Origin of the sequence: Streptomyces rubiginosohelvolus (assembly GCF_014649875.1) — a bacterium.
GTDB classification, from domain to species: Bacteria; Actinomycetota; Actinomycetes; order Streptomycetales; family Streptomycetaceae; genus Streptomyces; species Streptomyces rubiginosohelvolus.
On record NZ_BMTW01000004.1, the window covers coordinates 219,958 to 245,646 of the forward strand.

General features: G+C 70.2%; 21 protein-coding genes and 4 pseudogenes. 16 read left to right on the plus strand and 9 right to left on the minus strand.

Going from position 1 to position 25,689, the window contains the following annotated elements:
• Positions 1 to 6 precede the first annotated feature (6 nt).
• Both IE134_RS13165 and IE134_RS13170 read right to left on the minus strand, forming a co-directional pair.
• Positions 7 to 1,266: a serine hydrolase domain-containing protein gene (locus tag IE134_RS13165; RefSeq protein WP_189430557.1), complete on the minus strand. Its 1,260-nt coding sequence runs from the start codon at positions 1,264 to 1,266 to the stop codon at positions 7 to 9.
• Positions 1,267 to 1,338: 72 nt separating this feature from the next.
• Complete coding sequence (locus IE134_RS13170; RefSeq protein ID WP_229823543.1) at positions 1,339 to 2,019, minus strand: hypothetical protein; 681 nt, start codon at positions 2,017 to 2,019, stop codon at positions 1,339 to 1,341.
• Between the two features lie 188 nt (positions 2,020 to 2,207).
• Between IE134_RS13170 and IE134_RS13175 the strand changes: the two genes are divergently transcribed.
• Complete coding sequence (locus IE134_RS13175) at positions 2,208 to 3,035, plus strand: helix-turn-helix transcriptional regulator (protein ID WP_189430558.1); 828 nt, start codon at positions 2,208 to 2,210, stop codon at positions 3,033 to 3,035.
• Between the two features lie 39 nt (positions 3,036 to 3,074).
• Here the strand turns inward: IE134_RS13175 and IE134_RS13180 are convergent, their stop codons facing one another.
• On the minus strand, positions 3,075 to 3,584 hold the full coding sequence (locus IE134_RS13180; RefSeq protein ID WP_032788462.1) for an SRPBCC family protein: 510 nt from the start codon (positions 3,582 to 3,584) through the stop codon (positions 3,075 to 3,077).
• Positions 3,581 to 3,958, minus strand: a complete 378-nt coding sequence (locus IE134_RS13185) for an ArsR/SmtB family transcription factor (RefSeq protein WP_098019807.1) — start codon at positions 3,956 to 3,958, stop codon at positions 3,581 to 3,583. The genes IE134_RS13180 and IE134_RS13185 overlap by 4 nt, the downstream gene beginning before the upstream one ends.
• Positions 3,959 to 4,456: 498 nt before the next feature.
• Between IE134_RS13185 and IE134_RS13190 the strand changes: the two genes are divergently transcribed.
• The 15 genes and pseudogenes from IE134_RS13190 to IE134_RS13255 all read left to right on the plus strand — a co-directional run bounded on the left by IE134_RS13190 (position 4,457) and on the right by IE134_RS13255 (position 22,229).
• Positions 4,457 to 4,762 carry a hypothetical protein gene (locus IE134_RS13190; protein ID WP_126932006.1) on the plus strand — a complete coding sequence of 102 codons (306 nt, stop codon included), beginning with the start codon at positions 4,457 to 4,459 and terminating at the stop codon, positions 4,760 to 4,762.
• Between the two features lie 401 nt (positions 4,763 to 5,163).
• Entirely contained in the window at positions 5,164 to 7,428 is a 2,265-nt protein-coding gene (locus tag IE134_RS13195; protein ID WP_189430559.1) for a transglycosylase domain-containing protein, read from the plus strand.
• A 71-nt stretch (positions 7,429 to 7,499) separates the two neighbouring features.
• Positions 7,500 to 8,786, plus strand: coding sequence for a polysaccharide deacetylase family protein (locus tag IE134_RS13200; protein ID WP_189430561.1), 1,287 nt, complete (start codon positions 7,500 to 7,502; stop codon positions 8,784 to 8,786).
• A 150-nt stretch (positions 8,787 to 8,936) separates the two neighbouring features.
• On the plus strand, positions 8,937 to 10,115 hold the full coding sequence (locus tag IE134_RS13205; protein ID WP_098894501.1) for an amidase domain-containing protein: 1,179 nt from the start codon (positions 8,937 to 8,939) through the stop codon (positions 10,113 to 10,115).
• A gap of 154 nt (positions 10,116 to 10,269) precedes the next feature.
• Positions 10,270 to 10,980, plus strand: coding sequence for an alkyl sulfatase dimerization domain-containing protein (locus tag IE134_RS13210; protein ID WP_189430562.1), 711 nt, complete (start codon positions 10,270 to 10,272; stop codon positions 10,978 to 10,980).
• A gap of 345 nt (positions 10,981 to 11,325) precedes the next feature.
• A pseudogene (locus IE134_RS13215) lies at positions 11,326 to 12,006 on the plus strand (MFS transporter); the annotation flags it as partial.
• A 6-nt stretch (positions 12,007 to 12,012) separates the two neighbouring features.
• Positions 12,013 to 12,312 carry an MFS transporter gene (locus IE134_RS34630; RefSeq protein ID WP_373296800.1) on the plus strand — a complete coding sequence of 100 codons (300 nt, stop codon included), beginning with the start codon at positions 12,013 to 12,015 and terminating at the stop codon, positions 12,310 to 12,312.
• Between the two features lie 191 nt (positions 12,313 to 12,503).
• Positions 12,504 to 14,249 (plus strand): SulP family inorganic anion transporter, encoded by a 1,746-nt coding sequence (locus IE134_RS13220; protein WP_126932001.1) that lies wholly within the window; start codon positions 12,504 to 12,506, stop codon positions 14,247 to 14,249.
• A gap of 68 nt (positions 14,250 to 14,317) precedes the next feature.
• Complete coding sequence (locus IE134_RS13225) at positions 14,318 to 16,135, plus strand: alkyl/aryl-sulfatase (RefSeq protein WP_189430565.1); 1,818 nt, start codon at positions 14,318 to 14,320, stop codon at positions 16,133 to 16,135.
• Positions 16,136 to 16,293: 158 nt separating this feature from the next.
• Complete coding sequence (locus IE134_RS13230) at positions 16,294 to 17,625, plus strand: DUF1254 domain-containing protein (RefSeq protein ID WP_229823551.1); 1,332 nt, start codon at positions 16,294 to 16,296, stop codon at positions 17,623 to 17,625.
• 7 nt (positions 17,626 to 17,632) lie between these two features.
• Complete coding sequence (locus IE134_RS13235; RefSeq protein ID WP_126931999.1) at positions 17,633 to 18,313, plus strand: GAP family protein; 681 nt, start codon at positions 17,633 to 17,635, stop codon at positions 18,311 to 18,313.
• A 1,080-nt stretch (positions 18,314 to 19,393) separates the two neighbouring features.
• A complete protein-coding gene (locus tag IE134_RS13245) occupies positions 19,394 to 19,537 on the plus strand; it encodes a hypothetical protein (RefSeq protein WP_158767680.1) in 144 nt (47 codons plus the stop codon).
• Between the two features lie 256 nt (positions 19,538 to 19,793).
• Entirely contained in the window at positions 19,794 to 21,269 is a 1,476-nt protein-coding gene (locus tag IE134_RS13250) for a UDP-N-acetylmuramoyl-L-alanyl-D-glutamate--2,6-diaminopimelate ligase (protein WP_189430678.1), read from the plus strand.
• A gap of 164 nt (positions 21,270 to 21,433) precedes the next feature.
• A pseudogene (locus IE134_RS34535) lies at positions 21,434 to 21,800 on the plus strand (transposase); the annotation flags it as partial.
• A 69-nt stretch (positions 21,801 to 21,869) separates the two neighbouring features.
• The gene (locus tag IE134_RS13255) at positions 21,870 to 22,229 is read left to right on the plus strand and encodes a GvpU-like protein (protein WP_030118906.1); all 360 of its coding nucleotides are present in this window, start codon (positions 21,870 to 21,872) and stop codon (positions 22,227 to 22,229) included.
• A 99-nt stretch (positions 22,230 to 22,328) separates the two neighbouring features.
• Here IE134_RS13255 and IE134_RS13260 read toward each other — a convergent pair whose 3' ends face one another.
• From IE134_RS13260 to IE134_RS34635, 5 genes and pseudogenes are all read right to left on the minus strand, one after another.
• The gene (locus tag IE134_RS13260) at positions 22,329 to 22,640 is read right to left on the minus strand and encodes an SCO5918 family protein (RefSeq protein ID WP_030118905.1); all 312 of its coding nucleotides are present in this window, start codon (positions 22,638 to 22,640) and stop codon (positions 22,329 to 22,331) included.
• Positions 22,641 to 22,696: 56 nt separating this feature from the next.
• On the minus strand, positions 22,697 to 23,101 hold the full coding sequence (locus IE134_RS13265; protein ID WP_030118904.1) for a CBS domain-containing protein: 405 nt from the start codon (positions 23,099 to 23,101) through the stop codon (positions 22,697 to 22,699).
• A 46-nt stretch (positions 23,102 to 23,147) separates the two neighbouring features.
• On the minus strand, positions 23,148 to 24,659 hold the full coding sequence (locus IE134_RS13270; RefSeq protein WP_098019810.1) for a DEAD/DEAH box helicase: 1,512 nt from the start codon (positions 24,657 to 24,659) through the stop codon (positions 23,148 to 23,150).
• Between the two features lie 241 nt (positions 24,660 to 24,900).
• Positions 24,901 to 25,103: pseudogene (locus tag IE134_RS13275) on the minus strand (cold shock domain-containing protein).
• 482 nt (positions 25,104 to 25,585) lie between these two features.
• Positions 25,586 to 25,684: pseudogene (locus IE134_RS34635) on the minus strand (MerR family transcriptional regulator); the annotation flags it as partial.
• Positions 25,685 to 25,689 lie beyond the last annotated feature (5 nt).

Below are 25,689 nucleotides of genomic sequence, written 5' to 3' on the forward strand. Positions count from 1 at the left end.
TGGACCTCAGTGGCGCTCGGGCAGGTCACGCTCGGCGGGGAGCGGTACGTGGGCAGCGGTGCCGGAGGGCGCCGTGGAGCGCGCGGCCGGGGCGGGTACCGGCCTCTTGCCGCAGAAGGCGGCCTCCAGGGTGTTGCCCAGCGCGGTGTTCGCGGCACCGCGGTTGGAGGTGTTGGCCAGCGCCGAAAGGCTGCGCCGCCCGTCGCGGGTGGAGAAGGCGTAGGTGTAGAAGCCCTGGACGGTGCCGGTGTGCCCGTACACCCGGGTACCGCAGGACAGGTCGTAGCGGCGCAGACCGAGGCCGTAGAACCGGGTGTTGGTGCCGTCCGTCGGCGTGACCGTGGTCATGGCCTCCAGCGCCCTGGGGGACAGCAGCCGACCGCGCATCAGGGCACCGGTGAAGCTGTTGAGGTCGGCGGGGCTGGAGATGACGGCGCCTGCGGACTGCGCCCAGGACACGGTCTGCTCGGTGGAGTCGACGAGCGGCGCACCGGACTCGTCGGGGTGCAGATAACCACGCACGTGAATGCCCTTGATGCGCGTGTCGGGGTGGACGTAGGCGGTGTCGCGCAGCCCCAGCGGCTTGATGATGCGCCGCTGGTAGGCGTCGGCCACCGGGCGTCCCGTCAGCTTCTCGATGAGCATGCCGACGACGACGAAGTTGGCGTTCGAGTACGCGTACGCGGCACCGGGCTCGGTGGTCCGGGGTTCGGCGAGGGAGAGGTCGACCAGCTCCTGGTAGCTGAACACCCGGTTGCGCACCGCCTCGAAGCCCGGCACGGTCTGTTCGAACATGGCGTTGGTGTAGTCGGCCAGGCCACTGCGATGGGTCAGGAGGTGACGGACCGTGATCCGGTCGTCGGGCAGGAGCCCCTCGAGATACGTGTTGACGGGCGCGTCCAGCTTCAGCCGTCCCTCTTCGACCAGTTGGAGCAGCACGACGCTGGAGAACGTCTTGCTGACGCTGCCGATCCGGAACCGGGACCGGGTGTCCATGGCCGCGCCCGACTCCCGGTCACGGACGCCGACCGCTCTTCCTCTCACCCCCTCCGGACCGGAGTAGCGGGCCATCGCGCCCGGCGCTCCGTTGGCCATCGCGGACTCTAGTGCGGCGACGATGCCGGCCATGTCGGGGGCGGACTCCTGGGTCCGGATGGTGGCGGGGGCTGCGGACGCACTGGTGGCGGGAGCCAGAACTCCGGCGAGGGCGGCGATCAAGGCCGCGCTCACGGGCAGACGTCGGTGTGAAAACAGGGACACGGTCATCCTCGGTTCTTCCGGAAGGGGATGGGTACGGCGGGTCAGGCGTCGGTGACGTACCTCAGCGGTGTCGGCGGGTCACCACCAGTCGACGCCGTTCTTGGTGGCACAGCGGACGACGCCGTTGGTGGCGAGCGAACCGCAGACCCGGAACTGGTAATTGGGGTCGGTGCTGGTGCGCTTGAAAGGAGTCGTCAGGCTCTGACCGTGGCTCTGCACGGTGAAGGGCCCGCACTGGAGCCAGGGGTGGACCGGCCATTCGGGCCTGCCGCCGTCGTCCCATCCGGCGGCACGCCAGTCCATCCACACCTTGTCGCCCGGGCGGGTGGGGCCGCTGATCTTCCCGAAGGCGATCTGCTGGCCCCCGTACACCCCCTTCTCCAAGGTGATGACGACCCCGCCGCCGAGGTCCAGGCTGCGAGGCTTGTCGGTGTCGCCGGAGGCGTTGTCCGGGTGGTCGCGGAAGCCCCGGGCGCCGCCCGTGCAGTCCGACGCGGCGGCCTGGACCGGGGCGACGGGCCCGGCGACGGCCAGGCCGGCCGCGAGGGCGCATACCGCGGTGAGTGAGGTGAGCACGGAGCGCAGTGGGCGCATGGTGGAGATGTCCCTTCGGTGGTTCGCGGTCGCGGCGTCAGCCGCGCAGACCTTCACGTACGCGACAAGGTCGTCGAGGCTGTCGTCGGCGTACGGGACCTGCCCGGTGAACGAGCCATTGCCGCGCAGGCCACTGGGGTACGACTCGGTACAGCCACCCGTCACCTGAAAGAGCGTCAGGCTGCTCCGGCCACCACGTGGTCGGCGAGAAGCTGTGCCGTGCGGACCCCGTGGTCCGCACGGAGCCGATGGTGGCGGGGGCGCCTCGTGCCGCACCATGGGGAGAACTGCGTATGGACAACAGCGGGTTACGGTAAAGCGGGACATTCACGGGGACGTCGGGGGAAGTCGTCATGCCGGATCGGTACGCACGCATGCTGGACCTGACGGTCGAGGTGATGAGCACCGAGGCCCCTGCGTCCGTCTGGCCCCTGCTCACGGGGGAACTGCTCACGGCGCTCGACGGCGAACTGATCGTGGTCAAGGAGGTGCCCTGGACACCTGAGCAGGGCAGCGTGGTGATCCGGTCCCCGCGGCCTTTGCCGGAAGCGGGCGTCGGTGACGACTCGGTGCAGGCTCACATCCGCTCGGGGTACCCCTTCATCGACCGCTACGGGGCCAGCTCCGACTGGACGCCACAGAGCGCCGCACGTGTGGTGGGGGCGCGGACCTGGCAGAACAGTCCGACCGCCGACGCTCTCCGCCAGGCGTTCGGGACACGGCACGTGTTCGGCCTGCCGCTGCCGGAGAGGGGGCCGCACGTGAGCGGGTTCCTGGTGCACCGCTCAGGCGGCGACTTCTCCCGGCATGATGAGCGCTACGCCGCGCGCGTCCAGCCACTCCTCAAGGCCGCGACGGCCCACCGGGCCCTCCTGACGGCACTGCGCAAGTCCTCCGGCAGCGACCACAGGCGGCAGGCCAACCACGCCCTGGCGGCCCCGCTGACCCCGCGCGAAACGAACGTGCTGCACCTGCTGGCCACGGGACTGACCGCCGGGGGGATCGGACGAAGGCTGGGCATCTCGCCGCGCACCGTCCACAAGCACCTGAACGCGCTGTACCGGAAGCTCGGGGCCACGGACCGGCTCGGCGCGGTGCTGCGCGCCCAGGACGCGGGCCTGCTTCCCGGCTCGGCCGACGGGCATCGCGGCCCGGGCGTGGCCGACACGCATCCCCGTTAGGCGGGATACGGCCCCGGGTACCGGGCGTCCTCCATGAGCTCAGCTGAACATGTCGAGGTAGTGCTGGGTGTGGACCGGGTGGTAGTCGCCGAAGTCGACGGATGCCGGGTCGCCGCCGGTCTCGGCGGCGACGAGCCGGTCGAGGTAGTAGTCCCAGCCGGGGCCCACGCCGCCCGCCATCGCCGGGTCGTCGCCGACGGACTGCGTGAAGGTGAGGGTGGTGGTGCCCTCGTGCTCGACGAGCGTGAGAGTCATGTGCCAGACGGCTTCCTCGCCAGGCACCTGCGAGATGAGGACCAGACGGCGAGGGGCCTGGCACTCCTGGATGGTGAAGACCTCGGCCTGGTGCTCGTCGCCCTCGAAGAGCATGCGGAAGTCGACCGAGCCGGTCGACGGGTCGCCGGTCCATTCGCCGATCCATCGGGCCAGACGGTCCGACTCGGTGACCGCCGCCCAGACGTCCTCGATACCGGCCCGGAAGGTGCGGTCGAAGGCGATGCTGTCCAGGCCGTCGATGGTCACGCGACGCCCGGTGGGGGTGCTGGTCATGCTGATTCCTCCTGAGATCTTCCGGTACCGGGAACGGCGTCGGCGCCGGCCCGGCGGTCGTGGACCGTTCTGCGGACCTCCAGGTCGAGGGCGTCGAAGGCGCTCTCGGGGATCGGAGGACGGCGCCCGGCGAGCTCGTCGAGCAGAGCGCGGACCGGGGCGAGGCCCGGGCGGGCGAGCGCGTAGTGGCGCTCGCGACCGCGGTCCTCGACCGTGACCAGCCCTGCCTCGGTGAGCATGCGCAGATGCTTGCTTACCGCGGGTCGGCTGATCGGATGCCGCGCCGCGAGGTCGACCACCCGGGCCGGGCCGGAGGCGAGTGCGCGCAGCAGGTCACGACGTACGGGGTCGGCCAGCGCTATGAACGGGTCCACCCCTTATTGGTAACCCATGGGTTACCAATCGGCAAGCGCACCTGCCGACAGGATCCAGGCAGCTCGGGTGGTGATCGCGATCAACCCAGGAAACCGGCCGCGATCAGCACGGAGCGGGAGGGGAGAAGAGATGGCCGGACAAGGCGAGCTGCGAGGTGAAGGGTGTCTCGGCAGACGTGGCGATCACGGGGGGGCGACGGCAGGAGATGCGCAGAGGCCGTGAAGGTACCCACTGGAGCTCCACACACTGCCACAACTCCTTCACTCAACACGAACAAGCTCTCGACCAAGAGCACGCAAGTGGGCGAGATCAAGCCAGCCTCCATGCCCCCTTCGCCCCGAAAAGCACCCCGCCCCAGCCTGACTTTCCCCGTGGCAACAGTTTCAGCATCAACAAAAGCGCGGCCGAAAGACAGCCCCGGGCCGCTCCGTTCCGTGCACCGAATCGCATAAACAGTCAAGCTCGGGCAAAGAAGCACGCGACGAAACGGGGGAGTCATGGAGCAGCACCAGCGCGGGGCGAGATTCGGCTTGCGGAGGATCGACCACGCCACCCGTTGGGCAGGCATTGCGCTGTGCTGGTCTCACGCGACCGCCATCGCCCTCACCGCCACCGAGGCCATCCTGCGAACGGCCGCCAACTGGTGGGTCGCCGCCTGGGCACTGACCGCCGCTCTCCTCATCTCCTGGGCGCTTCTCCGGGCCGCCCAGAAAGGGCTCTTCCGTAGGGCCGTAGGCAGTGGGGGCGGGGAGGCGCACCCCTGCTCCCCCGAAGAGCCCGCCGACTACGATCGCGCCGCGTAGTCGCTGCGGGAGGACCTGAGTCCGTCTCTTTCCCGGAACCGTCGAGGTCAGCTCGTCCGATGCGGCGAAGAGCCCCCGGCGAGGCGTACAGGCACGGTCAGCCATGATGTGACCGGATTCGCCCGACCACCGTGTGGAGATCCTGCGAACTACGCTGGTAATTTGAGAGCCGCGATCCCGTGAGGTCGGGGGAAGTCAGGGTTTGCGACCGCCATAACGATTGCTGGGTCAAGCCCTCGTACGTCCGTACTGCCTGCGCGTGTTGGGAGTACGGAGAGAGGCCGATCGTGACCCAGGCAGGGCAGGGAGCAGACGCTCAGGGCGGCGAGGGAGAGCCCTCGGAGTCGAGTCCCCCGGCACACAGGCGTGCGCTCGGACAGCGGCTCATACCCGACGAGACGATGCAGCTTCGCATAGCCGAAGGCGGCATACCCACCCCCGGCTTCGAAGAGCCGCCCATAACCGGCGCAGGGCGGCGGGAGATACCCGACGGCAGCACCGGCACACCCTCCGACACGGAGAAGACCGGACAGACCGCACCGACCGGCGACTCCCCCGCGGCCACTTCCGGATCCCGCACATCGCGCCGCGCGGACGCCAAAGCCGCCGCATCCGGCCGGCCCGGTACCCGGCGCCGCCGCAAGGCGCCCAAGTCGACGCCCGCCGCCCGCCTCACCGCCGCGGCCGTCGCCGCCACCGGTACCGTCGTCGCCGTGCTCGGCCCCTGGCTTCGCCGCGTGCGGCCGCGCTATCCCCGCCCCGGGCTCACCGGCTGGAAGCGCTGGTTGCCCAACTGGCGGCAAGCCGGGGGCGCGGTCCTCGCCTCGTTCGGGCTGAGCGTCCTGACCCTGACGGTCGCCTACGCCGTCACCGACATTCCGGACAACCTCAACTCATTCGCCACCCAGCAGGACAACGTCTACTTCTGGGCCGACGGCACTCCCATGGCTCGCGCCGGCTGGGTGCAACGGCAGGAGATGGAGCTGGACGACGTTCCCCAGGACGTGCGCTGGGCGGTGCTCGCGGCCGAGAACGAGAGCTTCTACAGCGACCCCGGCATCTCCGCCAAGGGTCTCACCCGCGCCCTCCTGCGGACCGTCGGACAGGGCAGCACCGAGGGCGGCTCGACCATCACCCAGCAGTACGTCAAGAACGCTTACCTGAGCCAGGAGAGGACCTACAGCCGCAAGTTCACCGAGGCCATCATGGCTCTCAAGCTCGACAACAAGATGAGCAAGGACCAGATCCTGGAGGGGTACCTCAACACCAGCTGGTTCGGACGCGGCACCTACGGCATCCAGCGCGCGGCCCAGGCGTACTACGGCAAGGACGTGAGCGAACTCAACGCCAGCGAGGGCGCCTTTCTCGCCACCCTCCTCAAGGGCGCCGGGCTGTACGATCCGACGCTCAGCGAGGCCAACCGCGCCCGGGCGGAGGAGCGGTGGCGGTGGACGCTCGACCGGATGGTGGAGATCGGCAAGATGTCGCCGGAGGAGCGCGCCGACTACCGGACCTTCCCGAAGGTGCTGGAGAGCAACCCGCTCTACAGCACCGGCGAGCAGAGCGACTACCTGGTGGAACTCGCCACCCGGTACGCCAAGAAGACGGCCCGCATCTCCGACAAGGACTTCGACCGCGGCGGCTACCAGATCTACACGACGTTCGACAAGAAGCGCGTGGACCAGCTCACCCGGGCCGTCGGCAAGGCCCGCGACAAGGCCCGCAAGGACAACCCCAAGGCCGCGAAACACGTCCACTACGGCGCTGCCTCCATCGCCGTCGACGGGCGGATCGTGGCCATCCACGGCGGACCCGACCACCGTAAGCAGGGCTACAACGAGTCCAACGCGACCACCGTGCCCGCCGGTTCGGCGTTCCAGCCGTTCGTCTACGCCGCCGCCCTGGAGCACGGCGTGCGCAAGAGCCGGGACAGCGGCCCCGAGCCGGTGACGGGCGGGACGGTGTACGACGGCGACGACAAGGTGCCGGTCACCACGCCGGAAGGGCCCTACTGGGACCGCAGCGGCCGCAAGGTCGCCGCGAAGAACGACAACGGGCGATCGTACGGACAGATCACCCTGCACCAAGCCCTCGCGTCCTCCGTCAACACCACCTTCATGCAGCTCGGCATGGACACCGGGCTGGACAAGGTCCGCGCGACCGCCCGGGCCAGCGGCCTGCTGCCCTCCAGCCTCGGCGCCCAGGTGCCCGCACTGACCACCGGCAGCTCCAGGCCCAGCGCCATCCGGATGGCGAGCGGCTACACCACCTTCGCCGCCGAGGGCCGGCACACCGAGCCGTACGCCATCCTCAAGGTCACCCGCAACGGCCACGAGGTCCCCACGGACGTCCCGGTCGCGCGCCGGGCCGTGGACGCCGACACCGCCGCCGAGGTGCAGTCCGCCCTGACGGACGCCTTCCGCACCGCCTACCCGGAGACCGCCGCGAAGGCGGGCGGCGAGGTCGCGGGGAAGAGGGGCACCACCGAGGACGACACGGCCGCCTGGTACGTCGGCACCGAGAAGAAGGTGTCCACCGCGGTCGTCGTCTACCGCATGGACCTGGCCAAGAGCCTCGAACCCCTACCGCTGGAGGGACTGGGCGGCACGATCACCGACAGCGTCCCGTACGGCATCTGGTCGGAAGCCCTGAGACCGCTCGGCTGACCACCGGCACGACCGACAACGTCCCCTTCCGCGCCTCCGCCAGGTGGAGGCCACGAGAGATTGAGCCGCTGATGAACAAGCCGTCGGGCCGACGCCGCAAGGACCCCGCGCCCCGCCGTCTCCCCGCCCGCCCCCGGACGCTCGCCTTGGCGGCACTCGTCGTCGTCGCCTCCACCCTCGGCGGTTACCTGGTCCTGTCCGGCACCGACGACACCACCCCGACCGCGTCCGCGACGAACCGCTCGCCGCGCCAACCGCTGTCCGGAGACGCGAAGGAACCGGCCTGGGACGGCAAGGTCAAGGTGATCGGGGACGGCTCGACCTCCTACACCGGCCCGCAGAAGGGGCAGCTCAAGCCCCGGCCCCTCAAGCCTGGCGAGAAGCCGCCGCAGTTCGTGGTGTTCTCCTGGGACGGCGCCCTCCAGGGCGATGACGGACTGTTCGCGCACTACCGGGAGATGGCCAATCGGCACAACGCCCACATGACCTTCTTCCTCACCGGTATCTACCTGCTGCCGAAGGGCAAGAGGGACCTGTACGACCCGCCGCAGCACCCCCGGGGCAGCGCGGCCATCAGCTTCCCCACCGACGAGCACGTCTACACCACCCTGGAGCAGCTCAGCGGGGCCTGGAAGGACGGCAACGAGATCGGCACCCATTTCAACGGGCACTTCTGCGGCCCGAAGGGCGGTGGCGACTGGAGCGTGCCCGAGTGGAAGAGCGAGATCGACCAGTTCTACGACTTCGTCGAGAAGTGGAAGACCAACACCGGCAGGACCGACCTCGAACCGCTGCCGTTCGACGTACGCCGTGAGGTCGCCGGCGGCCGCGCTCCCTGCCTCGAAGGTCAGCCCAATCTCCTCCAGGCCGCCAAGAGCTACAACTGGCGCTACGACGCCAGCTCCGCCGGTGACTTCCAGATATGGCCGAGGAAGAAGAACGGCATATGGGACTTCCCGCTCCAGATGCTCCCGTACGAGGGGGGCAAGTACCAGGGCCTGTCCATGGACTTCAACTTTCTCTACAACCAGTCCGATGGAAAGACCGACGGCGACCCGGCCATGCACCCGCAGTGGCAGCAGGAGACCCTGAACACCTACACAGCCGGGTTCAACCGCGTCTACTACGGCAGTCGCGCGCCTCTGTTCATCGGCAACCACTTCGAGGAGTGGAACGGCGGTATCTATATGAAGGCCGTCGACCAGATGATAGAGAAGGTGTGCACCAAGAAGGACGTCCAGTGCGTGTCCTTCAAGGAACTTGCCGACTGGATGGACGCTCAGAAGCCCGCCACCCTGGAGCGGCTCCGCAGCCTCGACCCCGCCCAGTCTCCGGACTGGTCCACCGTCGTGAGGTGACGCCCAACGACCGTCGCCCTCACCTGCGGTGACAGTTCGGACACCTCCTCGCATCAATCCCCGCACCTCCCTCACACCGGCTGCACGAGTCATGCAAAGATGCCGCTTGGCTCGGCGGTCCCATGCCGGGAAAAAGAGGGAAGAACGCCAGTGAAGTCGAGAAAACTCAAGCACACGCGGCGCCGGGCGACGATACTCACGGCGGCCGCCGCATCGGCCGTCGCGGGGGTCGCACTGCTGCCCAACTGGAACGCGGGCGCGTCCACGACGGCCGAACCCCGGGTCGACGCCCAGACCAAGGCCGCCTTCCAGAGCCTGGCCGACGCGGTCTTCACCGACCGCACCAACGCGCTGGTCGACCGGCCGCGCCACGGCGGCAAGAAGGCCGTATCCGAAGGCGTTTCCGGCAAGGTGGAGCTCTCCTCCGGCATCGGCCGCACCGAGAACGCCGCCCGGAAGCAGCTCGACGAGCGCAAGAACCGACTCGCACGCAACGGCGAGAGGTACAGCGCCGGCAGTACCAAGGTCACCCTGGACCGCACCGAGGTCAAGGGCCGTACCGCCGTCGTCCGGGTCACCGAGAACACCACCCTGACCTACGCGAAGGTCACCGGCGGCGAGCCGGGCACCACCGGTTTCCAGGCTCACCACGAGCTGACCTTCAAGGCGGACAGCAGCGGCTCCTGGAAGGTCACGAAGATCCGCGAGACCGCCGACGGCTACCTCGCGGTCAACCAGCTCGCCCAGCCGAAGACCACCACCGCGGCGGCGAAGACCACCACGACCACCCCGGCCGCGCCCCGCGCCGCCATCACGAAGCGCCCGCCGGCCGCCCCCAAGAACCTCACCGGCGGCGAGTACGACTACCAGGCGATGGCCGCGTACGCGGAGAAGCACTGGACGAACTACAACCCTGCCTACCCCAACTTCAACGGGGCCGGTGCGGGCGGCGACTGCACCAACTTCGTCAGTCAGTCCCTCAAGGCCGGCGGCTGGAAGCACGTTCCCGGTTACGTCTACGACTACACGCGCTGGTTCGGCACCGCCGACATCCAGTCGCACTCCTTCGTCGGCGTCAACGAGTGGTCCTGGTTCGCGCAGAACTCCAAGCGCACCACCAGCCTTGCCAACGTCTACCAGATGGACGTCGGCGACGTCCTCCAGGTCGACTTCGACAAGGACGGGTCCAAGGACCACACCATGATCGTCACGTCCCGCCGCAACGGCGTGCCGTACCTGACGTACCACTCCACCAACACCCTGCGCCGTTCGGTGACGAGCATCATCTCGTCCTACCCGAACGCCGCGTACTACGCCTACCGCACCTGACGGTCGGCCGCTCCCGAGCCGCAGCGCCCCTCGTCGTCACGGACGAGGGGCGCTGTCGCGCTTTTCCCGTGACGGCGGACGCGGTTCTACCCGAGGAACGACAGGCGGACCTGACGGTCGGCATTGTCTTTGTCGGGCACGGGCCCTTCGGGACATGCAGGAGCTGGGCGCCGAGGTGCTGCTGCCGGGGCACGGGGTGCCGATCCTGGGCGCGGACCGCATCCGGCAGGCGCTCGGCGACACGGCGGAGCTGCTGGAGTCGCTGTGCACCCAGACGCGGGACCTGATGAACGCCGGCGCGCGCCTGGACGAGGTCCTGCACGGGGTGAAGGTGCCGCCGGGCCTGCTGGAGAAGCCGTACCTGCACCCCGCCTACGACGAGCCGGAGTTCGTCGTCCGCAACCTGTGGCGGCTGTGGGGCGGTTGGTACGACCAGAACCCGGCGCACCTCAAGCCGGCCCCGGAGCCTGCGCTGGCCGCCGAGCTCGCGGACGCGGCGGGCGGTGCCCGCGCGCTGGCGCAACGGGCCGAACGGCTGCTCGGCCGCGGGCAATTGCGCCTCGCAGCGCACCTCGCCGAGACCGCCGCGCTGGCCGCGCCGGCCGACCGGGAGGTGGCCCAGGTCCGTGCGGAGGTCTTCGCCTGCCGGGCGAAGGCGGAGACCTCGACGATGGCGCGCGGCGTCTTCCACTGGGCGGCGGCCGAATCCGCCGCAATCGCCGAGGGCACGGACCTCGCCACCGAGCTGACGCGCAGCGACGAAGGGCGGCGGCGGGCCGCGGGCGCCGTCAGCGTGGGCGTCGTCGACGACGACGGCTGCGGGTGCGGCGCGGCCGGCAGCACCGGCATCCGGGAGGGGGAATGAGCACGGAGACCATGGACACCCGAGTGCCCGACGGGGGCCGGGCGGCCGAGCCTCCCTCGGGCCGACAGGCGTGGGCGACGACGTGGCTGCTGCTGGCCTTCATGCTGGTGAACTTCGCCGACAAGGCCGTACTGGGGCTGGCCGGCCCGGAGGTCATGAAGGAGTTCGGCCTCAGCCGGGGGGAGTTCGGCACCGCGCAGGCCGCGTTCTTCAGCCTCTTCTCGCTCTCCGCGGTGGGCGTGTCGTTCCTGACGCGCAAGGTGCGTACCTCGGTTCTGCTGCTGGCGATGGCCCTGCTGTGGTCGGTCGCCCAACTCCCGATGCTCTTGGGCCGCGGCGGGTTTCGGGACGCTGATCGCGACCCGGGTGCTCCTGGGCTTCGCCGAGGGGCCTGCGGCGCCGGTGGCGGCCCATCACGTCTTCGGCTGGTTCGAGCAGCGAGAACGCACCCTGCCGACCGCAGTCCTCATGGTGGGCGCGGCGGCCGGCGTCGCGGTGGCGGCGCCGGCCCTGGGGGCGGTGATCTCTCACTTCGGGTGGCGCTGGGCCTTTGGAGCGGCGGGCCTGGCCAGCTTGCTGTGGGCGGTGAAGGGCAGGGAGGGGCCGTTGGCCCCGCCGGTGGGCAGCCGCGCGCGCACCGAGGACGCCGTCTGCCCCGAGGTGCCGCTGCGGTCCGTCCTGCTGTCCCCCACCTTCGTCACGGCGGCACTGGGATCGTTCGCGGCGTACTGGGTGATGAGCGCCAAGCTCACCTGGCTGCCCGACTACCTCCACACGGCCCTCGGCTGGGACCTCCGGCAGGCCGGTGCGGCGGTCGGCGGGGGCGCGGTCGCCAACGGCGTCGTGCTCCTCGCCCACGGGCTGTTGGCCCGCCGGGCCGCCCTGCGCGGCACCGGAGGCAGGCTGTCCGCCGGAGCCGGAGCCGGTCTGCTCCTTCTGGCCTCGGCGGCCGCGGTGGCCCTGTTCGCGACCTCGGGCATTCTCTGGATCAAGATCCCGATGATGTTCGGCCCGATGGCCCTCGCCCTGGTCATGATCACCGTCGCCCAGACGTCCGTCGCCCGGATCACTCCACCCTCCCAGCGTGGCGTCGCCCTCGGCGCGCTGGTGGCGGTCTTCGCCCTGGGCGGGATCGTGTCGCCCCTCATCCTCGGCGGGATCGTGGACAGCGCGTCGACAGCCACGGCCGGCTACCGGAACGGCTGGCTTGTCACGGCGGCGCTGCTCCTGATCACCGGCCTGCTGGCGGCGCTCTTCATGCGTCCGGAGAAGGACGCGAAGCGCCTCGGTGTCCCGGAGTCCCAGGCCACCGGGGTCCCCGTCAGCCACTGAGACCGAGGGCCGGGCGGGTCCGCCCGCCGTCCGACCGGCGCCTCGTCGCCAGACGGACGGTTCGACGGGGCGGCCGGCATCCTGGCCGGCGGCTCCGCCGCGCCGTTCGCCCGTTCGGACAGGTCTCGGTGGCCGGGGCCCCTCGGCCGGGGTTGCCTGAGGGCGGACGGACGGAGAGGGGCGGTGGGGTAATGGCGGCCCGTCGGCGCAGGCACCTCCCGTCGAGGCTGCGCGGGCTGGGCCGTCCGACACCCGCCGACGCCACCTCGGGCGCGGTGACCGGGCTGTTCTCCATCCCGGAGGGGATGGCGTACGCGGCGATCGCCGGGTTCAACCCGGTCGCCGGCCTGTACGCGGGCGTGGTGCCCGCGATCGCGGGCTCGCTGACCTCCCGCACCGTCCTCATGGTCACGACGCTGACCAGCGCGATCGCCCTGACCTCGCAGAGCGTGCTGTCTGACGCGGGGCTGGATCCGAAGGACGCCGGCAACGTGGCCGTACTGACGTTGATGGTCGGTGCGGTGATGCTGCTGATGGGCGTGCTCCGGCTCGGGGCCGTCATGAGCTTCGTGTCGAACGCGGTCATGACCGGGTTCTCCACCGGCATCGCCCTGCAGATCGTCACCGGCGTACTGGAGGACGCGACCGGCTACGAGCCGCAGGGGCACAACAAGTTGCACCAGCTCGGCGACTGGCTGGTGCACGTCGGGGACTGGGAAGGGTCGACGACCCTCGTCGCCGCCTGCACCCTGGCCGTCTGGGCGGCGGCGCGGGCGGTGAAGCGGCTCGAGGCGGTGGCCCTGCTGATCGCCATGGTCGTCGCGAGCGTCGGGGTGGCGGCCTTGTCCGCCGACGTGGAACTGGTGAAGGGCATCGCCTCGATTCCCGCCGCCCTGCCCTCCTTCACCGCACCCGACCTGTCGGCCGTGCGCGAGCTGGTCGGCGGGGCGTTCTCCGTGGCGCTCGTCGCCCTCGCGCAGGCGGCCGGGATCTCGCCGTCCATGCCGAACCCCGACGGCTCACGCTCCGACGTCAACGGCGACTTCCGCTCCCAGGGGTACGCGAACCTTCTCGGAGGCCTGTTCCAGGCGCTGCCCTCCGGTGGCTCGCTGTCCCGCACCGGGGTCGCCGTCTCCGCCGGGGCCCGCACCCGCTGGGCCGGGGTGGTCTCCGGCGTCTTCCTCGCCCTCGTCGTCCTGCTGTGCGGGTCGCTCGCCGAGCGCATCCCGATGCCCGTCATCGGCGGCCTTATCCTCGTCGTCGGTGGCGAACTGGTCTGGGGCAAGCGCCGCGACATCCGCCTCGTGCTCCGCACCTCCCGGATGTCGTCAGCGGCGATGGTCCTCACCTTCCTGGCCACCACCCAGCTCCCGCTCCAGCAGGCCATCGTCCTGGGCGCCGTCCTGTCCCTGCTGCTGTTCTGCGCCCAGGCCGCCCGTCAGGCCGAGGTCGTCGCCCTCGACCGGGGCGAGGACAGGACCTGGCGCACTGCCGACCCGCCAAGGCGACTGCCGCCCGGCGACGTCACGGTGCTCGACTACGCAGGCGTATCCTTCTTCGCCGAACTCCCCCGCATCGAAGCCCAGCTGCCCGACCCCGCCGGGGCCCGCGACGCCGTCCTCGTGCTCGTCGTACGGACCGTGCCGGACGTGCCGTCCTCGGCCGTGATCAAACTGCTCGACCGCTACGCCCGCACGCTCGCCGACGCCGGAGGCCGGCTCGTCCTGGCCGGGGCCAGGCCCCCGCTCGTACGTGCACTGGAAGCGTCCGGGCTGAGCGAGCGACTCGGGGAGGGAGGAGTCGTACCCGCCCGCCCCGAGCTGTTCGGGTCCCTGGGCACGGCGGTCGCCGACGGGCACGCCTGGATCGCCACACGGCAGCAGGCCGGCACCGCACCCGGCAGCAGGTCCGACGACGAGCCGACCGGCCATGCGTGACAAAGTGCGCATACCGCCGGCCGGTGTTCAGATGGACCGGATCGCACCGCCGCAGAACGGAGCACGAGATGAGCGCCCTCCCCTTCGAGGACACCACCGACTTCGACAACGCCGACCGCGGTTTCATCGGTGCGCTGACCCCCGGCGTGGTCGAGTCGGCGGACGGGCGCGTGGTGTGGGACAACGACGCCTACGCATTCCTCGGGAGCGAGTGCCCCGACACGGCGAACCCGAGCCTGTGGCGGCAGGCGCAGCTCGCCTCGAAGCAGGGCCTGTACGAGGTGACCGGGGGGATCTACCAGGTCCGAGGCCTCGACCTGTCGAACATGACGCTGGTGGAGGGCGAGCGCGGTGTGGTCGTCATCGACCCGCTCATCTCCGCGGAGACCGCCGCCGCCGCGCTCGCCCTCTACCGCGAGCACCGCGGCGAGAGGCCCGTCACCGGCCTGATCTACACCCACTCGCACGGCGACCACTTCGGCGGCGCCCGCGGTGTGCTGGCGCGCGGCACCGAGGCGGGCGTGCCGATCCTCGCGCCGGCCGGGTTCCTGGAGCACGCGGTCAGCGAGAACGTCTACGCCGGCAACGCCATGACCCGCCGCGCGGTCTTCATGTACGGGGACCGGCTGCCCAAGGCGCCCGACGGCCAGATCGGCGCCGGCCTCGGCATGACCACCTCGACCGGCACCATCACCCTCATCCCGCCCACCGTGGACATCACGAGGACAGGCCAGGAGGAGACGGTCGACGGGGTACGGATCGTCTTCCAGCTGACCCCCGGCACCGAGGCCCCCGCTGAGATGAACTTCCTCTTCCCCGACCACCGCGCCCTGTGCCTGGCGGAGAACGCCACCCACAACATGCACAACATCCTGACCCTGCGCGGCGCCGTCGTGCGCGACTCCCGCATCTGGTCCCGCTACCTCGACGAGGCCGTCGACCTCTTCGACGGACGCTACGACGTCGCCTTCGCCTCCCACCACTGGCCGACCTGGGGCCACGACAACGTCGTGCGCTTCCTCTCCGAACAGCGCGACCTCTACGCCTACATGCACGATCAGACCCTGCGCCTCCTCAACACCGGCCTGACCGCCCCGGAGATCGCCGAGGAGATCCAGCTCCCGCCCGCCCTGGAGAAGGCGTGGCACCTGCGCGGCTACTACGGATCCCTCAGCCACAACGTCAAGGCGATCTACCAGCGCTACCTCGGCTGGTTCAACGGCAACGCCGCCACCCTCTGGGAGCACCCGCCCGTCGAACTGGCCAAGCGGTACGTCGACCTCGCCGGCGGCCCCGAGCGGACCCTGGCCAAGGCCCGCGACTACATCGGGCACGGCGACCTACGCTTCGCCGCCACCCTCCTCAACCACCTCGTCTTCGCCGATCCCGCCCGCACGGACGCCAAGGAGGCGCTCGCGGGGGTCTATGACCGGCTCGGCCACGGCGCCGAGAACGGCACCTGGCGCAACTTCTACCTCACCTCCGCGATGGAGCTGCGCCACGGCGAGAACGCCGCCCTGCTCGACACCGGCAACCCCGAGATGGCAACGGCACTGACCACCGACATGCTCCTCGACTCCGTCGCCGTCCGCATCGACGGCCCGCGCGCCTGGCACGAGGACCTCACCGTCGACCTCGTCCTCACCGACGAGGACGCCCGCCACCGCCTCACCCTCCACAACGGCGCCCTCACCCACCGCACCCTCGCGGGCGAGCCCCGCACCCCCGCCGGACTCACCCTCACGCTCACCAGGCCGCAGCTCCTGGGCATCCTGGCCGGGCAGGGCCTCGACAGCGTCACCACCGACGGCGACCCGGCCATGCTGGCCCGACTCCTGTCCTACGTCACCGCGCCCGACGCCGGCTTTCCCGTCGTCACCCCGTAGGGCCCTGCCCCGATGACGTCCGCCTGCCACGGAAGAGGAGTGACGACGTGTCGGCACTGACCGCCCTGAGCATCGACGCCTGACAGGAGCCCGTTGTGACCAGCCCGCACAGCCCCGCAGAACCGAACAGCGCCGCGAGCCCGAGCAGCACCGGCAGCCTGGCGGATCTGGCCGCCGACGCCTATGTCTACGGTTACCCCCTTGTCTTCGACGTGTCGATGGTCTCGACGTCCGTGCAACGGGGCTTCGGCTCCCTGCCGCCCGCCCCGTTCAACCGGTTCGGGCACGCCACCAAGCTGGCGACCGCTGACGCCCAGTTCGTGTCGGTGAACAACGACACCGTCTACTCCATCGCCCAGGTCGACCTCTCCGGCGGCCCTCTGCTGCTCCACGTGCCGGACACGGCCGGCGCCTACTTCGTCCTGCAGTTCGTCGACGTGTGGAGCAACAACTTCGCCTACCTCGGCAAGCGGGCCACCGGCACCGAGGAGAGCGACTGGCTGCTCGTCCCGCCCCGCTGGACCGGCACCACCCCCGACGGAGTGCGCGGCGTGATCGAGGCGCCGACCGCCGTCGTGTCCGTCGTCGGCCGCTTCGCCTGCGACGGGCCGGGCGACATGCCCCGCGTCCACGCCCTGCAGCAGGCGCTCACCCTCACCGCTCCCGAAACCGGCACGCACACCTCGGGGCTGCCGTCGCCCGATCCCGACGTGCCCGAGGAACTGCACTTCTGGGAGCAACTGCGGGTCTGGACGGCGGCCTTCCCGCCCGCCGGCCCCGACCAGGACCACCAGGAGCGCTTCCAGCCGCTCGGCCTCCTCGAAGAGGGCCCCTCGCCGTACGTGAACCCGTCCCCCGAGCTCGTCGACGCCCTCACCCGGGGGGTCGCGGCCGGCAAGGCGCGGGTCGAGGCCGCGTCGAAGCCCCCCACCGACGGCGGCCGCCGGCCGGGGTCCTGGGAGATGAATCCCCACCTGTTCGACTACAACCTCGACCACCTCGGCGTCGGGACCATCGACGCGCCACAGTGGAAGATCGCCGACCGCGAGGCGTCCTACCTCGTCCGCGCCACGGCGGCCCGCGTCGGGCTCTGGGGCAACCACGGCTACGAGGCGGTGTACGCCCGCACCTACACCGACGCCGGCGGCGAGCAGCTGAACGGCTCCCGCTCCTACACCCTGCGCTTCGAACAGCCGCCGCCCGTCGGGTCGTTCTGGTCGGTGACCATGTACGACACCCCCGACTACTACCTCGTCGCCAATCCGGCCGACCGGTATTCCCTCGGCGACCGCACCCCCGGCCTGGTGTACGGCGAGGACGGCTCGCTGACCGTCGTCATCCAACGGGAACGGCCCACCGACCCCGCCGAGGCAGCGAACTGGCTCCCCGCCCCGACCGGCGACTTCCGCCCCATGATCCGCCTCTACACCCCCGGACAGCCCGTCCTCGACGGCACCTATCAACTGCCGCCCGTCGTGGCACGGAGCTGAGGCCGCCGTGGGAGACGCGATCGGGCAGATGCTCGCCTCCGCAGTCGGCATCGCCATCAGCCCTCTGCCGCTGATCGCCGTGATCCTCATGCTGGCCACCCCCCAGGGCCGGCGCAACGGCATCGCCTTCACCGCGGGCTGGGTGCTCTCACTCGCCGTCCTGGTCACGGTGGTCGTCCTCGCCAGCTCGGGTGGCGACGCGTCCGGCGGCGACGACGGCCCGGCCACCTGGACGCTGTGGCTCAAGCTGTGCCTCGGCCTGCTGTTCCTGCTCCTGGGCGCCAAGCAGTGGAAGGACCGGCCGAGAGAGGGCCGCGCGGCCGAACCGCCGGGCTGGATGGCCACGATCGACCGCTTCACCCCCGGCAAGTCGGCCGGGCTCGCCGCCGCGCTCGCCGTCGCCAACCCCAAGAACCTGGTCCTCGCCGTCGGAGGCGCCGTCTCCATCGCCGCGAGCACCGCCTCGACGGGCGGCAAGACCGGCGCCGCCGTCCTCATGGTGCTCGTCGCTTCCCTCTGCACCCTGCTGCCGCTCGGTGTCTACCTCCTCGGCGGCGCGAAGTCCGCGAAGGTGCTCGGTGGATGGAAGGCGTGGATGACCGCCCACAACGCGGCCATCATGACCACCGTCCTGGTCGTCCTCGCCGCCAAGTACATCGGCGACGCAATCAGCGGCCTGGCCAGCTGACCGGCAGTGCCGATGAGCCTGTGCACCCGTACTTCCCCCTGTGAGAGTGCGACTCGACGTGATCGATGGGGCCGCCCGTGACGGTGCGCGTTCACTGGAACCCCTGGGGCGCCCCGAGCTTCGGCCGACCTGCCGCCCGCGTCTTCACGGTCGCGCTGCGCTTCCGACGGCCGAGCAGGCACCCGCCGCAGGGGCGCGCATGCCACGGAGAATCGACGGCGCGGCTTCGGAGGGCCGAGGTCAGCCCAGGAAACTCAGTCGGACCTCACGGTTGGGATTATCCCTGTTGGTGTCCACCAAACTCCGTTGAGGCAACCCGAGGATAGCCCTCGCCTGTCGGCTTCGGCGATGGAAGCCCTCGCCGGCGCGAGCAAGGGCGGGTGGGCTCGTTGCCCTCGCCAGCCCTCTCAGCTCCGCTGAGGAGCGCATCGCCGGGCGAGGACAGACCCGGGACGTGCGCTGCGACCGGGCCTTACCTTCGCTGCCACTCATCACGAAGCCGACGAAAGGCGGCCGCCACAGCACGCACCGCGTTTTCAGCAAACGCGGGCACTTGATCGAGGACATGGCCCGGCACTGAGGGCTGTCCCGTAAGTGATCTCGCTCTGCGGTGACCTCGCCGGTGCCAGGTGTGAGCACAGCTTGCGCGCCGTTCCGGGCAGCCACTTCTACCGGGTTGAGTCCGGGCGCCTTCGGCAAGTTGCTGACCGCGCCGCGTCGTGAGGATGTTGGCTCCTCAGGCTGGGGGCGGCCGTGTGGAGAGTGTCGTTGGAGGACCGGGCGCTGCTGGTCACCGCGTATGTGCGGACGAACCTCACGATGAGGCACCTGGCTCCGCTGTTGAGCAGCCAAATTGATCGCCTCCCACGTTCCTGCCGTCAGAGGTCACTTCTTTGCTGCCGCACCGGGTGATTCCGAGATCATCGGCAGAACCGCCTGCCGTCCCCGGGCCCGCCGAGCCCGGTGACCCACCAGATCCGGCCCTGCCGGTCGGGCATCACCGAGGTCACCGGGTCACAGGTGCCGCTGGGGGGACCGACGCGGAGGGGGCCCGTTCCTTCGACCCCGTACACTCGGCCCATGGGACACAGCGCCGAGCCGAGTAAGTGCCCGCACCGGGCCTGCTCCGCGCTGCCCCCTTTCGCCGCCCGCGCGGCCGTGCCCCCGGCGCCCGCGGACGCGGCGCCCGGAACGGGCCGTACCGCGCTGCACGGCCACGGCTAGCGATCTTCGCGACCGTTCCCGGCAGCGGCATCCGGCATTCCACGCCCCTGGCGTGACCGCCCCGCCCCGCCGCCCCCACACCGACACCACCGCTCCGGCGCGCCGAGCTCCGGAGCCTCCGTCGCCTCCGGCGTCCGCCGGAGGCGTGCGTTCCACGATCGGCTCCACAGCACCACGCGGCCCACGGCGCACCCGCCCGTGCCGCTTCCCGGCAATGGCGCACCACCCGGCCGACGCCGCACTCGAAGGGATCACCGTGAAGCTGAGCGACCTCATGGCCGGACAGGACCACCACGTGCTGCGGGGAACCCCCGACCGCACGGACGTCACCGCCGGCGTGACGTTCGACGCGGACCGGGTCACCCCCGGCTCCGTGTTCGCCGCGGTGCCCGGCCATGCCGCCGGCGGCCCGCACGCCGTCGCCCCGGCCGTCGCACGCGGCGCGGTCGCCGTACTCGTCGACGAACAGGCGCCACCCCTGCCCGCCGCGGTGGGCGACGTGTGCGCCGTCCGCGTCCCCGATGTCCGCAAGGCCACCGCAGTGGTGGCCTCGCGCTACTTCGGCGAACCGGGCCGGGCGATGGACCTGATCGCCATCACCGGGACCAACGGAAAGACATCCGTCTCGTACATGACCGAGTCGGTGCTGCGGCTCGCCGAGCAGGCCCGGGTCGGAGTGATCGGAACCGCGGGCAGCCGGATCGGGGACGAGGTCATCCCGATGCCGCCATCGGTGCTCAGCACTCCGGAATCGCCCGATCTCCAGTACCTGTTGGGGCACATGCGCGACCGGGCGTGCGGCAGCGTCGTCCTGGAGGCCACGTCGATGGGGCTGCTGACGCACCGCCTGGACCGGACGTTCATCGACGTCGGCGTCTTCACCAACCTGACCCAGGACCACCTCGACGACCACGGCACCATGGCGAACTACCGGGACGCCAAACTCCGCCTCTTCCAGGGCCTGTGCCGGCACGCCGTGGTCAACGCCGACGACCCGGTGGGTGCCGGGATCCGGAAGCTGATGCCCGGCGCCGTGACCACATACGCACTGGACGGCGACGCGGACTACCGCGCGAGCGACCTCACCGTGGATGCCTCGGGCTCCCGGTTCACCCTGCACCACGACGGCCACAAGTATCCGGCGGCGATCCCGTCGCCGGGCCGGTTCTCCGTCTCCAACGCGCTGGCCACAGTGGCCGCGTGCCACCTCCTGGGCCACGGTCTGGCCGGGCTGGTGGACGCGCTGGAGCAGATGCCGCAGATCCCCGGCCGCTTCGAGCGCCTCCAGATCCCCGGGGGTACCTCGGTGATCGTGGACTACGCCCACTCGCCGGATTCCCTCAACAAGGTCCTCACCACCATCCGGGGCTTCGCCCGAGGGCGGGTCATCACCGTGTTCGGCTGTGGTGGCGACCGCGACACCACCAAGCGCGCCGAGATGGGCGCGATCGCGGGCACCCACTCCGACCTGTGCGTTCTCACCTCCGACAACCCCCGCTACGAAGACCCCGAGAGCATCCTCGACCAGATCGCGAAGGGCATCGTGTCGACCGGGACGCCGTTCGAGCGGCTGACCGACCGCCGCTCGGCCATCGCCGCCGCGCTGGCGGAGGCGGGGCCGGACGACATCGTGCTCATCGCGGGCAAGGGCAGCGAACCGCACCAGAGCATCCGGGGCGAACTGCTCCCCTTCAGCGACATGGCCACCGTGCGTGAGCTGATCGGCGCCTAACTTGATCTTCGACGCACGTCGTCGAACGCTGCGTCGTACTCGACCACTCGGTTGAGTATCGCCGTACACAGAAGCGGCCTTCGTCTGAACATGCGCTCCGACCACGGAGGGCTCCACGCCGCCCTCGCCCGGGGCTGTCGGACGCCCGGGCCGCGGCACCGAGCGTCTGCGCGCTGGAGCCGGGGCGCAGCTCGTGGACCGCCCCGCTGGATGCGTTACGCCTCGCCGTCCACCTCCTGCGGGACCTGCCGCTGCAGGTGCGGGCCCGGATGCGCTGGGACCGAGTCCTGCGCAGGCCGGCCCCGGCACGGCAGCCTCACACCAGGGGCCGCAGCGCCGGCAGCGAGTTCGGTCTTCGCACAGCCCGGCACCTGGGACGCCCCGGACAGCAAACACCTCACCGACACCCGTATCCACGGCACCGCCGTCGCACACTCCCGGGGCCGACTGCATCCCAGACTCACCGACCGGTCGTCTTGGGCCGCGGCCGAAGCGGACACCGACCGGCTCTGGCAGGCCTATCTGCGGCGCCTCAGCGCCGTCGTCGAAGCCTCACCCCACAGGAGAGCAGCAGGGGCCCCGACGCATATGATCGGCCTCATGCCGAAGCACGATGCGCTGCTCGTTGACATTGCCGCTCTGGTCGAGTCCGGGCGGAGCAACCAGATGCCCCTGACCGTCGTAACAGGTGGAGCGGTCATCACGGGCCGGCTGGCACCGGAAGCCGTCTGGAGGCAGCGGGTGTCGGAGGTCCTTGCGGACTCGGCTCAGCTGAGCGACTTCTCCGCCATGTTCACCACTGCCGCACCTGAGGAAGGGCCCCCCACGCATCTGCACTTTCACGTGGCTCGGATTTTGCAGGGACCGGTGGGAATCCCGGAGACGGGTGGCATGTACCGGGTCGCGATCGAGGACGTCAGTGCATGGACCATGGGCGATTTCAGCTACTCCGACCACTGAACCGCTGCCCGGGGATCTCCGTACGCGGTGGGGGCCGGCCGGAACATTCCGGCCGGCCCCCACCCATGTTCTGGCCGACAGCACTCGTCTGCCTGCTCGTCAGGCAGGCAGAGGTGCGCCGAGCATCGCGGATGCCTGCTCCACCGACGTGGGAACCCGTGTGGGGACAGGGGCAGGGACCAGGCTGCGGCAGGTGAAGCCGAGCTGGGTCATGGCCCGTAGGACCTCGCCGGCACTGAAGTCGCGGCGGTCCTGACGTGTGATGACCTCTCCGACCTGCTTGACGGGGTAGGTGCGTCGGCCGATGATCACCGATTCGCCGGCGGCGTGCTCGGGCTTGATGCCCTTCATCGATTCCAGGACGCCGCTCCTGGTCAGGTCGAACGGGAAGCGGGCGATGACGAAGCGCATGATGCCTCACAGGGAGAGAAGCGACGATGGAGTGGTTCCGCTGCGGATGGGACAGCTCAGCGGGCCAGAGCGAACACGCCCAGGGCACTGCCGTGTTCGTCGATCACAGGCAGGGCATCGACGTCGCTGTGGCGCATCATGTGCCCGGCTTCGGCCGTGGTGGCCCACGGTGAGGTGAAGGGTCCTCGGTCGCGGAAGATGTCCCGCAGCTGGACCCTGTCCGAGTACGCCGGGCTCATGCGGAATGCTGTGAGCCGGGCGTGCGTGATGAGTCCGATGCACAGACTGCTGTCGTCGCAGACCAGCAGATGTCCGGTATGGGCACTGGCCATGACGGACAGGGCCACCTCGACGGTCATGTCGTCGTACACCTGGAGGCCGGCGGTGTCCATGGCCTCGGCCACCGTCCTGCCCACGGCTGTGGCCTTGGTCGAGCGGGGCTGCATCTGGACGAGCGTCAATAGGTGCCTCCTGCACAAGTGTGTCAGCTTCCGGATCACGGAGTTCTCAGGCCGCCGCGTTGACGGCCGCCTGATGTGCGCTCGCGCGCCGGGTTGCGGAGGCGGGGCGACGCCGACCGCGTGAGGACGTGCTGCGCTGAGGCCGCGCGGCCACCGGCGCGGTGATCGTCACGGGAATTCCGGAGGGAACCTGGGCGCCGGTGATGCGGCCGAGTGCCTCCTCGCCCGAGCGGATCTGGGTGGTCTGGGGCACGATGCCGACGGCCGTCATGAGGCGGGCCACGTCGCGGCGCTGGTTGGGGGTGACCAGGGTGACGACGCTGCCGGACTCCCCTGCCCGCGCGGTCCGGCCGCCGCGGTGGAGGTAGTCCTTGTGGTCGGTCGGCGGGTCGACGTTGACGACGAGGTCGAGGTTGTCGACGTGGATGCCGCGGGCGGCGACGTTCGTGGCCACGAGTACGGTGACGTGCCCCGTCTTGAACTGGGTCAGGGTCCGGGTGCGCTGGGACTGCGCCTTCCCTCCGTGCAGAGCCGCCGCCCGCACCCCGCTGGCCAGCAGGTGGTCGGTGAGCTTGTCCACGGCGCGCTTGGTGTCCAGGAACATGATGACCCGGCCTTCGCGCGCGGCGATCTCGGTCGTCGTGCGGTGCTTGTCGGTGCCGTGGACGTGCAGCACGTGGTGCTCCATCGTCGTGACCGCTCCGGCGGAAGGGTCTACGGAGTGGACGACCGGGTCACTGAGGTAACGGCGGACCAGGCGGTCGACGTTGCGGTCCAGGGTGGCGGAAAAGAGCATCCGCTGCCCTTCGGGGCGGACCTGGTCGAGGAGTTCGGTGACTTGGGGCATGAAGCCCATGTCGGCCATCTGGTCAGCCTCGTCCAGGACGCTGATCGCGACCTGGTCGAGCCGGCAGTCACCGCGGTCGATGAGATCCTTGAGTCGTCCCGGCGTCGCCACGACGACTTCGGCACCACCGCGCAACGCGTTGACCTGCCTCCCGATCGACATTCCGCCCACGACCGTGGCCAGCCGCAGCCTGACCGCACGCGCGTACGGAGCCAGTGCGTCGGTCACCTGCTGGGCCAGCTCACGCGTCGGTACCAGGACCAGCGCCAACGGCTGTCGCGGCTCAGCCCGCTGACCGGCAGTACGGGCCAGCAGGGCGAGGCCGAAGGCCAGGGTCTTACCGGACCCGGTGCGCCCCCGGCCCAGGGCATCACGGCCCGCGAGAGTGTTGGGCAGGGTCGCCCCCTGGATCGGGAACGGAACGCTCACCCCCTGCACGGTCAGCGCCGCCAGCAACTGCTTGGGCATGTCGAGGTCGGCGAACGCCTCGGCAGCAGGCAGTGCGGGAGTGACCGTGACCGGCAGGGCAAACTCGCCCTGGACCGCGACGGGCCGCCGTCCCAGGCCACCCGAGCGACTCGAACCTCCGGAGCGAGCAGGAGCGACCGAACGGGTCGAAGTGGTCGAGTTGACGCGGCTTCCGCCACGAATGGAGTCGGCGGTTCGGCTACGTGCGCGGGTAGAGCGGTTGTTCGTACGCGTGGGGTTCATTCAGAACCTTCCTTGAGGTGACTCGCATCAAGGAATTCCAGCAGCGAAAGAACAGCGCGGGGAATCACAAGAACGGGCCGAGCGGAACGGGGAATCAAATACGGAATGCGGTTGATCCCGCATGGGGAGGCAGGCCACGAGGCAAGTGACACTGCGGATCGAGAATCTCTGCCACCGCCGAGCGGGTATCCAGAGACGGGGCAGGAAACCCGGAAGCAAAGGTGCTGCACAGGTGCCAGTGTCAGACGAGAACGATATTCTCGGCCGTCGGCCCCTTCGGGCTGGGCGCGATGCCGAAGGTGACCTTCTGGCCTTCCATCAGTTCACGGAATCCCTCGGCGGCGATGTTCGAGGGGTGGGCGGAGACATCAGCGCCGACGCCCTTTTCGATGGAGCCGAGACCCTATGGCCCGCGCTGAACCACTTCACGATTCTCGACGCCATGTGACATCTCCTTCAGGGGGCAGGTACGCCGAGACCCGCGAGTGCGGGTCCCGCGTCGCCGCGATGATGCCCCGACCGGAGAAGCCCGGAAAAAGTGAAGCGTCTGCTGGTCGAAAACACCCAAACAGAAGCTAGAATTCTTGGGAACCACAACTGCAACCGAGACCGACAGTAGCACGCTGCAGCGATCCGCGTACGCTGAATAAATTCCACTGATCCTTTCGCTGCAGTAACGCTCCTGGCGCCGCGCATTGAAACCTGACGCCGTGGCCATAGATATTGGCCCACCGAAGTCAGTACGTAGACACCGCTGCGACCAGCCGGTGGGCCTCCTGCTCGAATGAGCAAGGCTCAGCAAGGCGCGCCCAGACCCAGGACGAGAGCGCGCCTTCGGGACACCCGAAAGCACCGCTGGAAAGAGGCCTCGCGCGCATCACCGACGGCGGACAGCCTGTGCTGGACTTCTCCGCCTCGACCGGACTTCAGGCGGCAGGTGGCGCGTTGGACGGGCCGACGCCTCGCTGGAGTTCGGCGTTGCTGCGCTGGGCTTCTTCACGCTGGTCTTCGAGGATGACGATGCGGACGA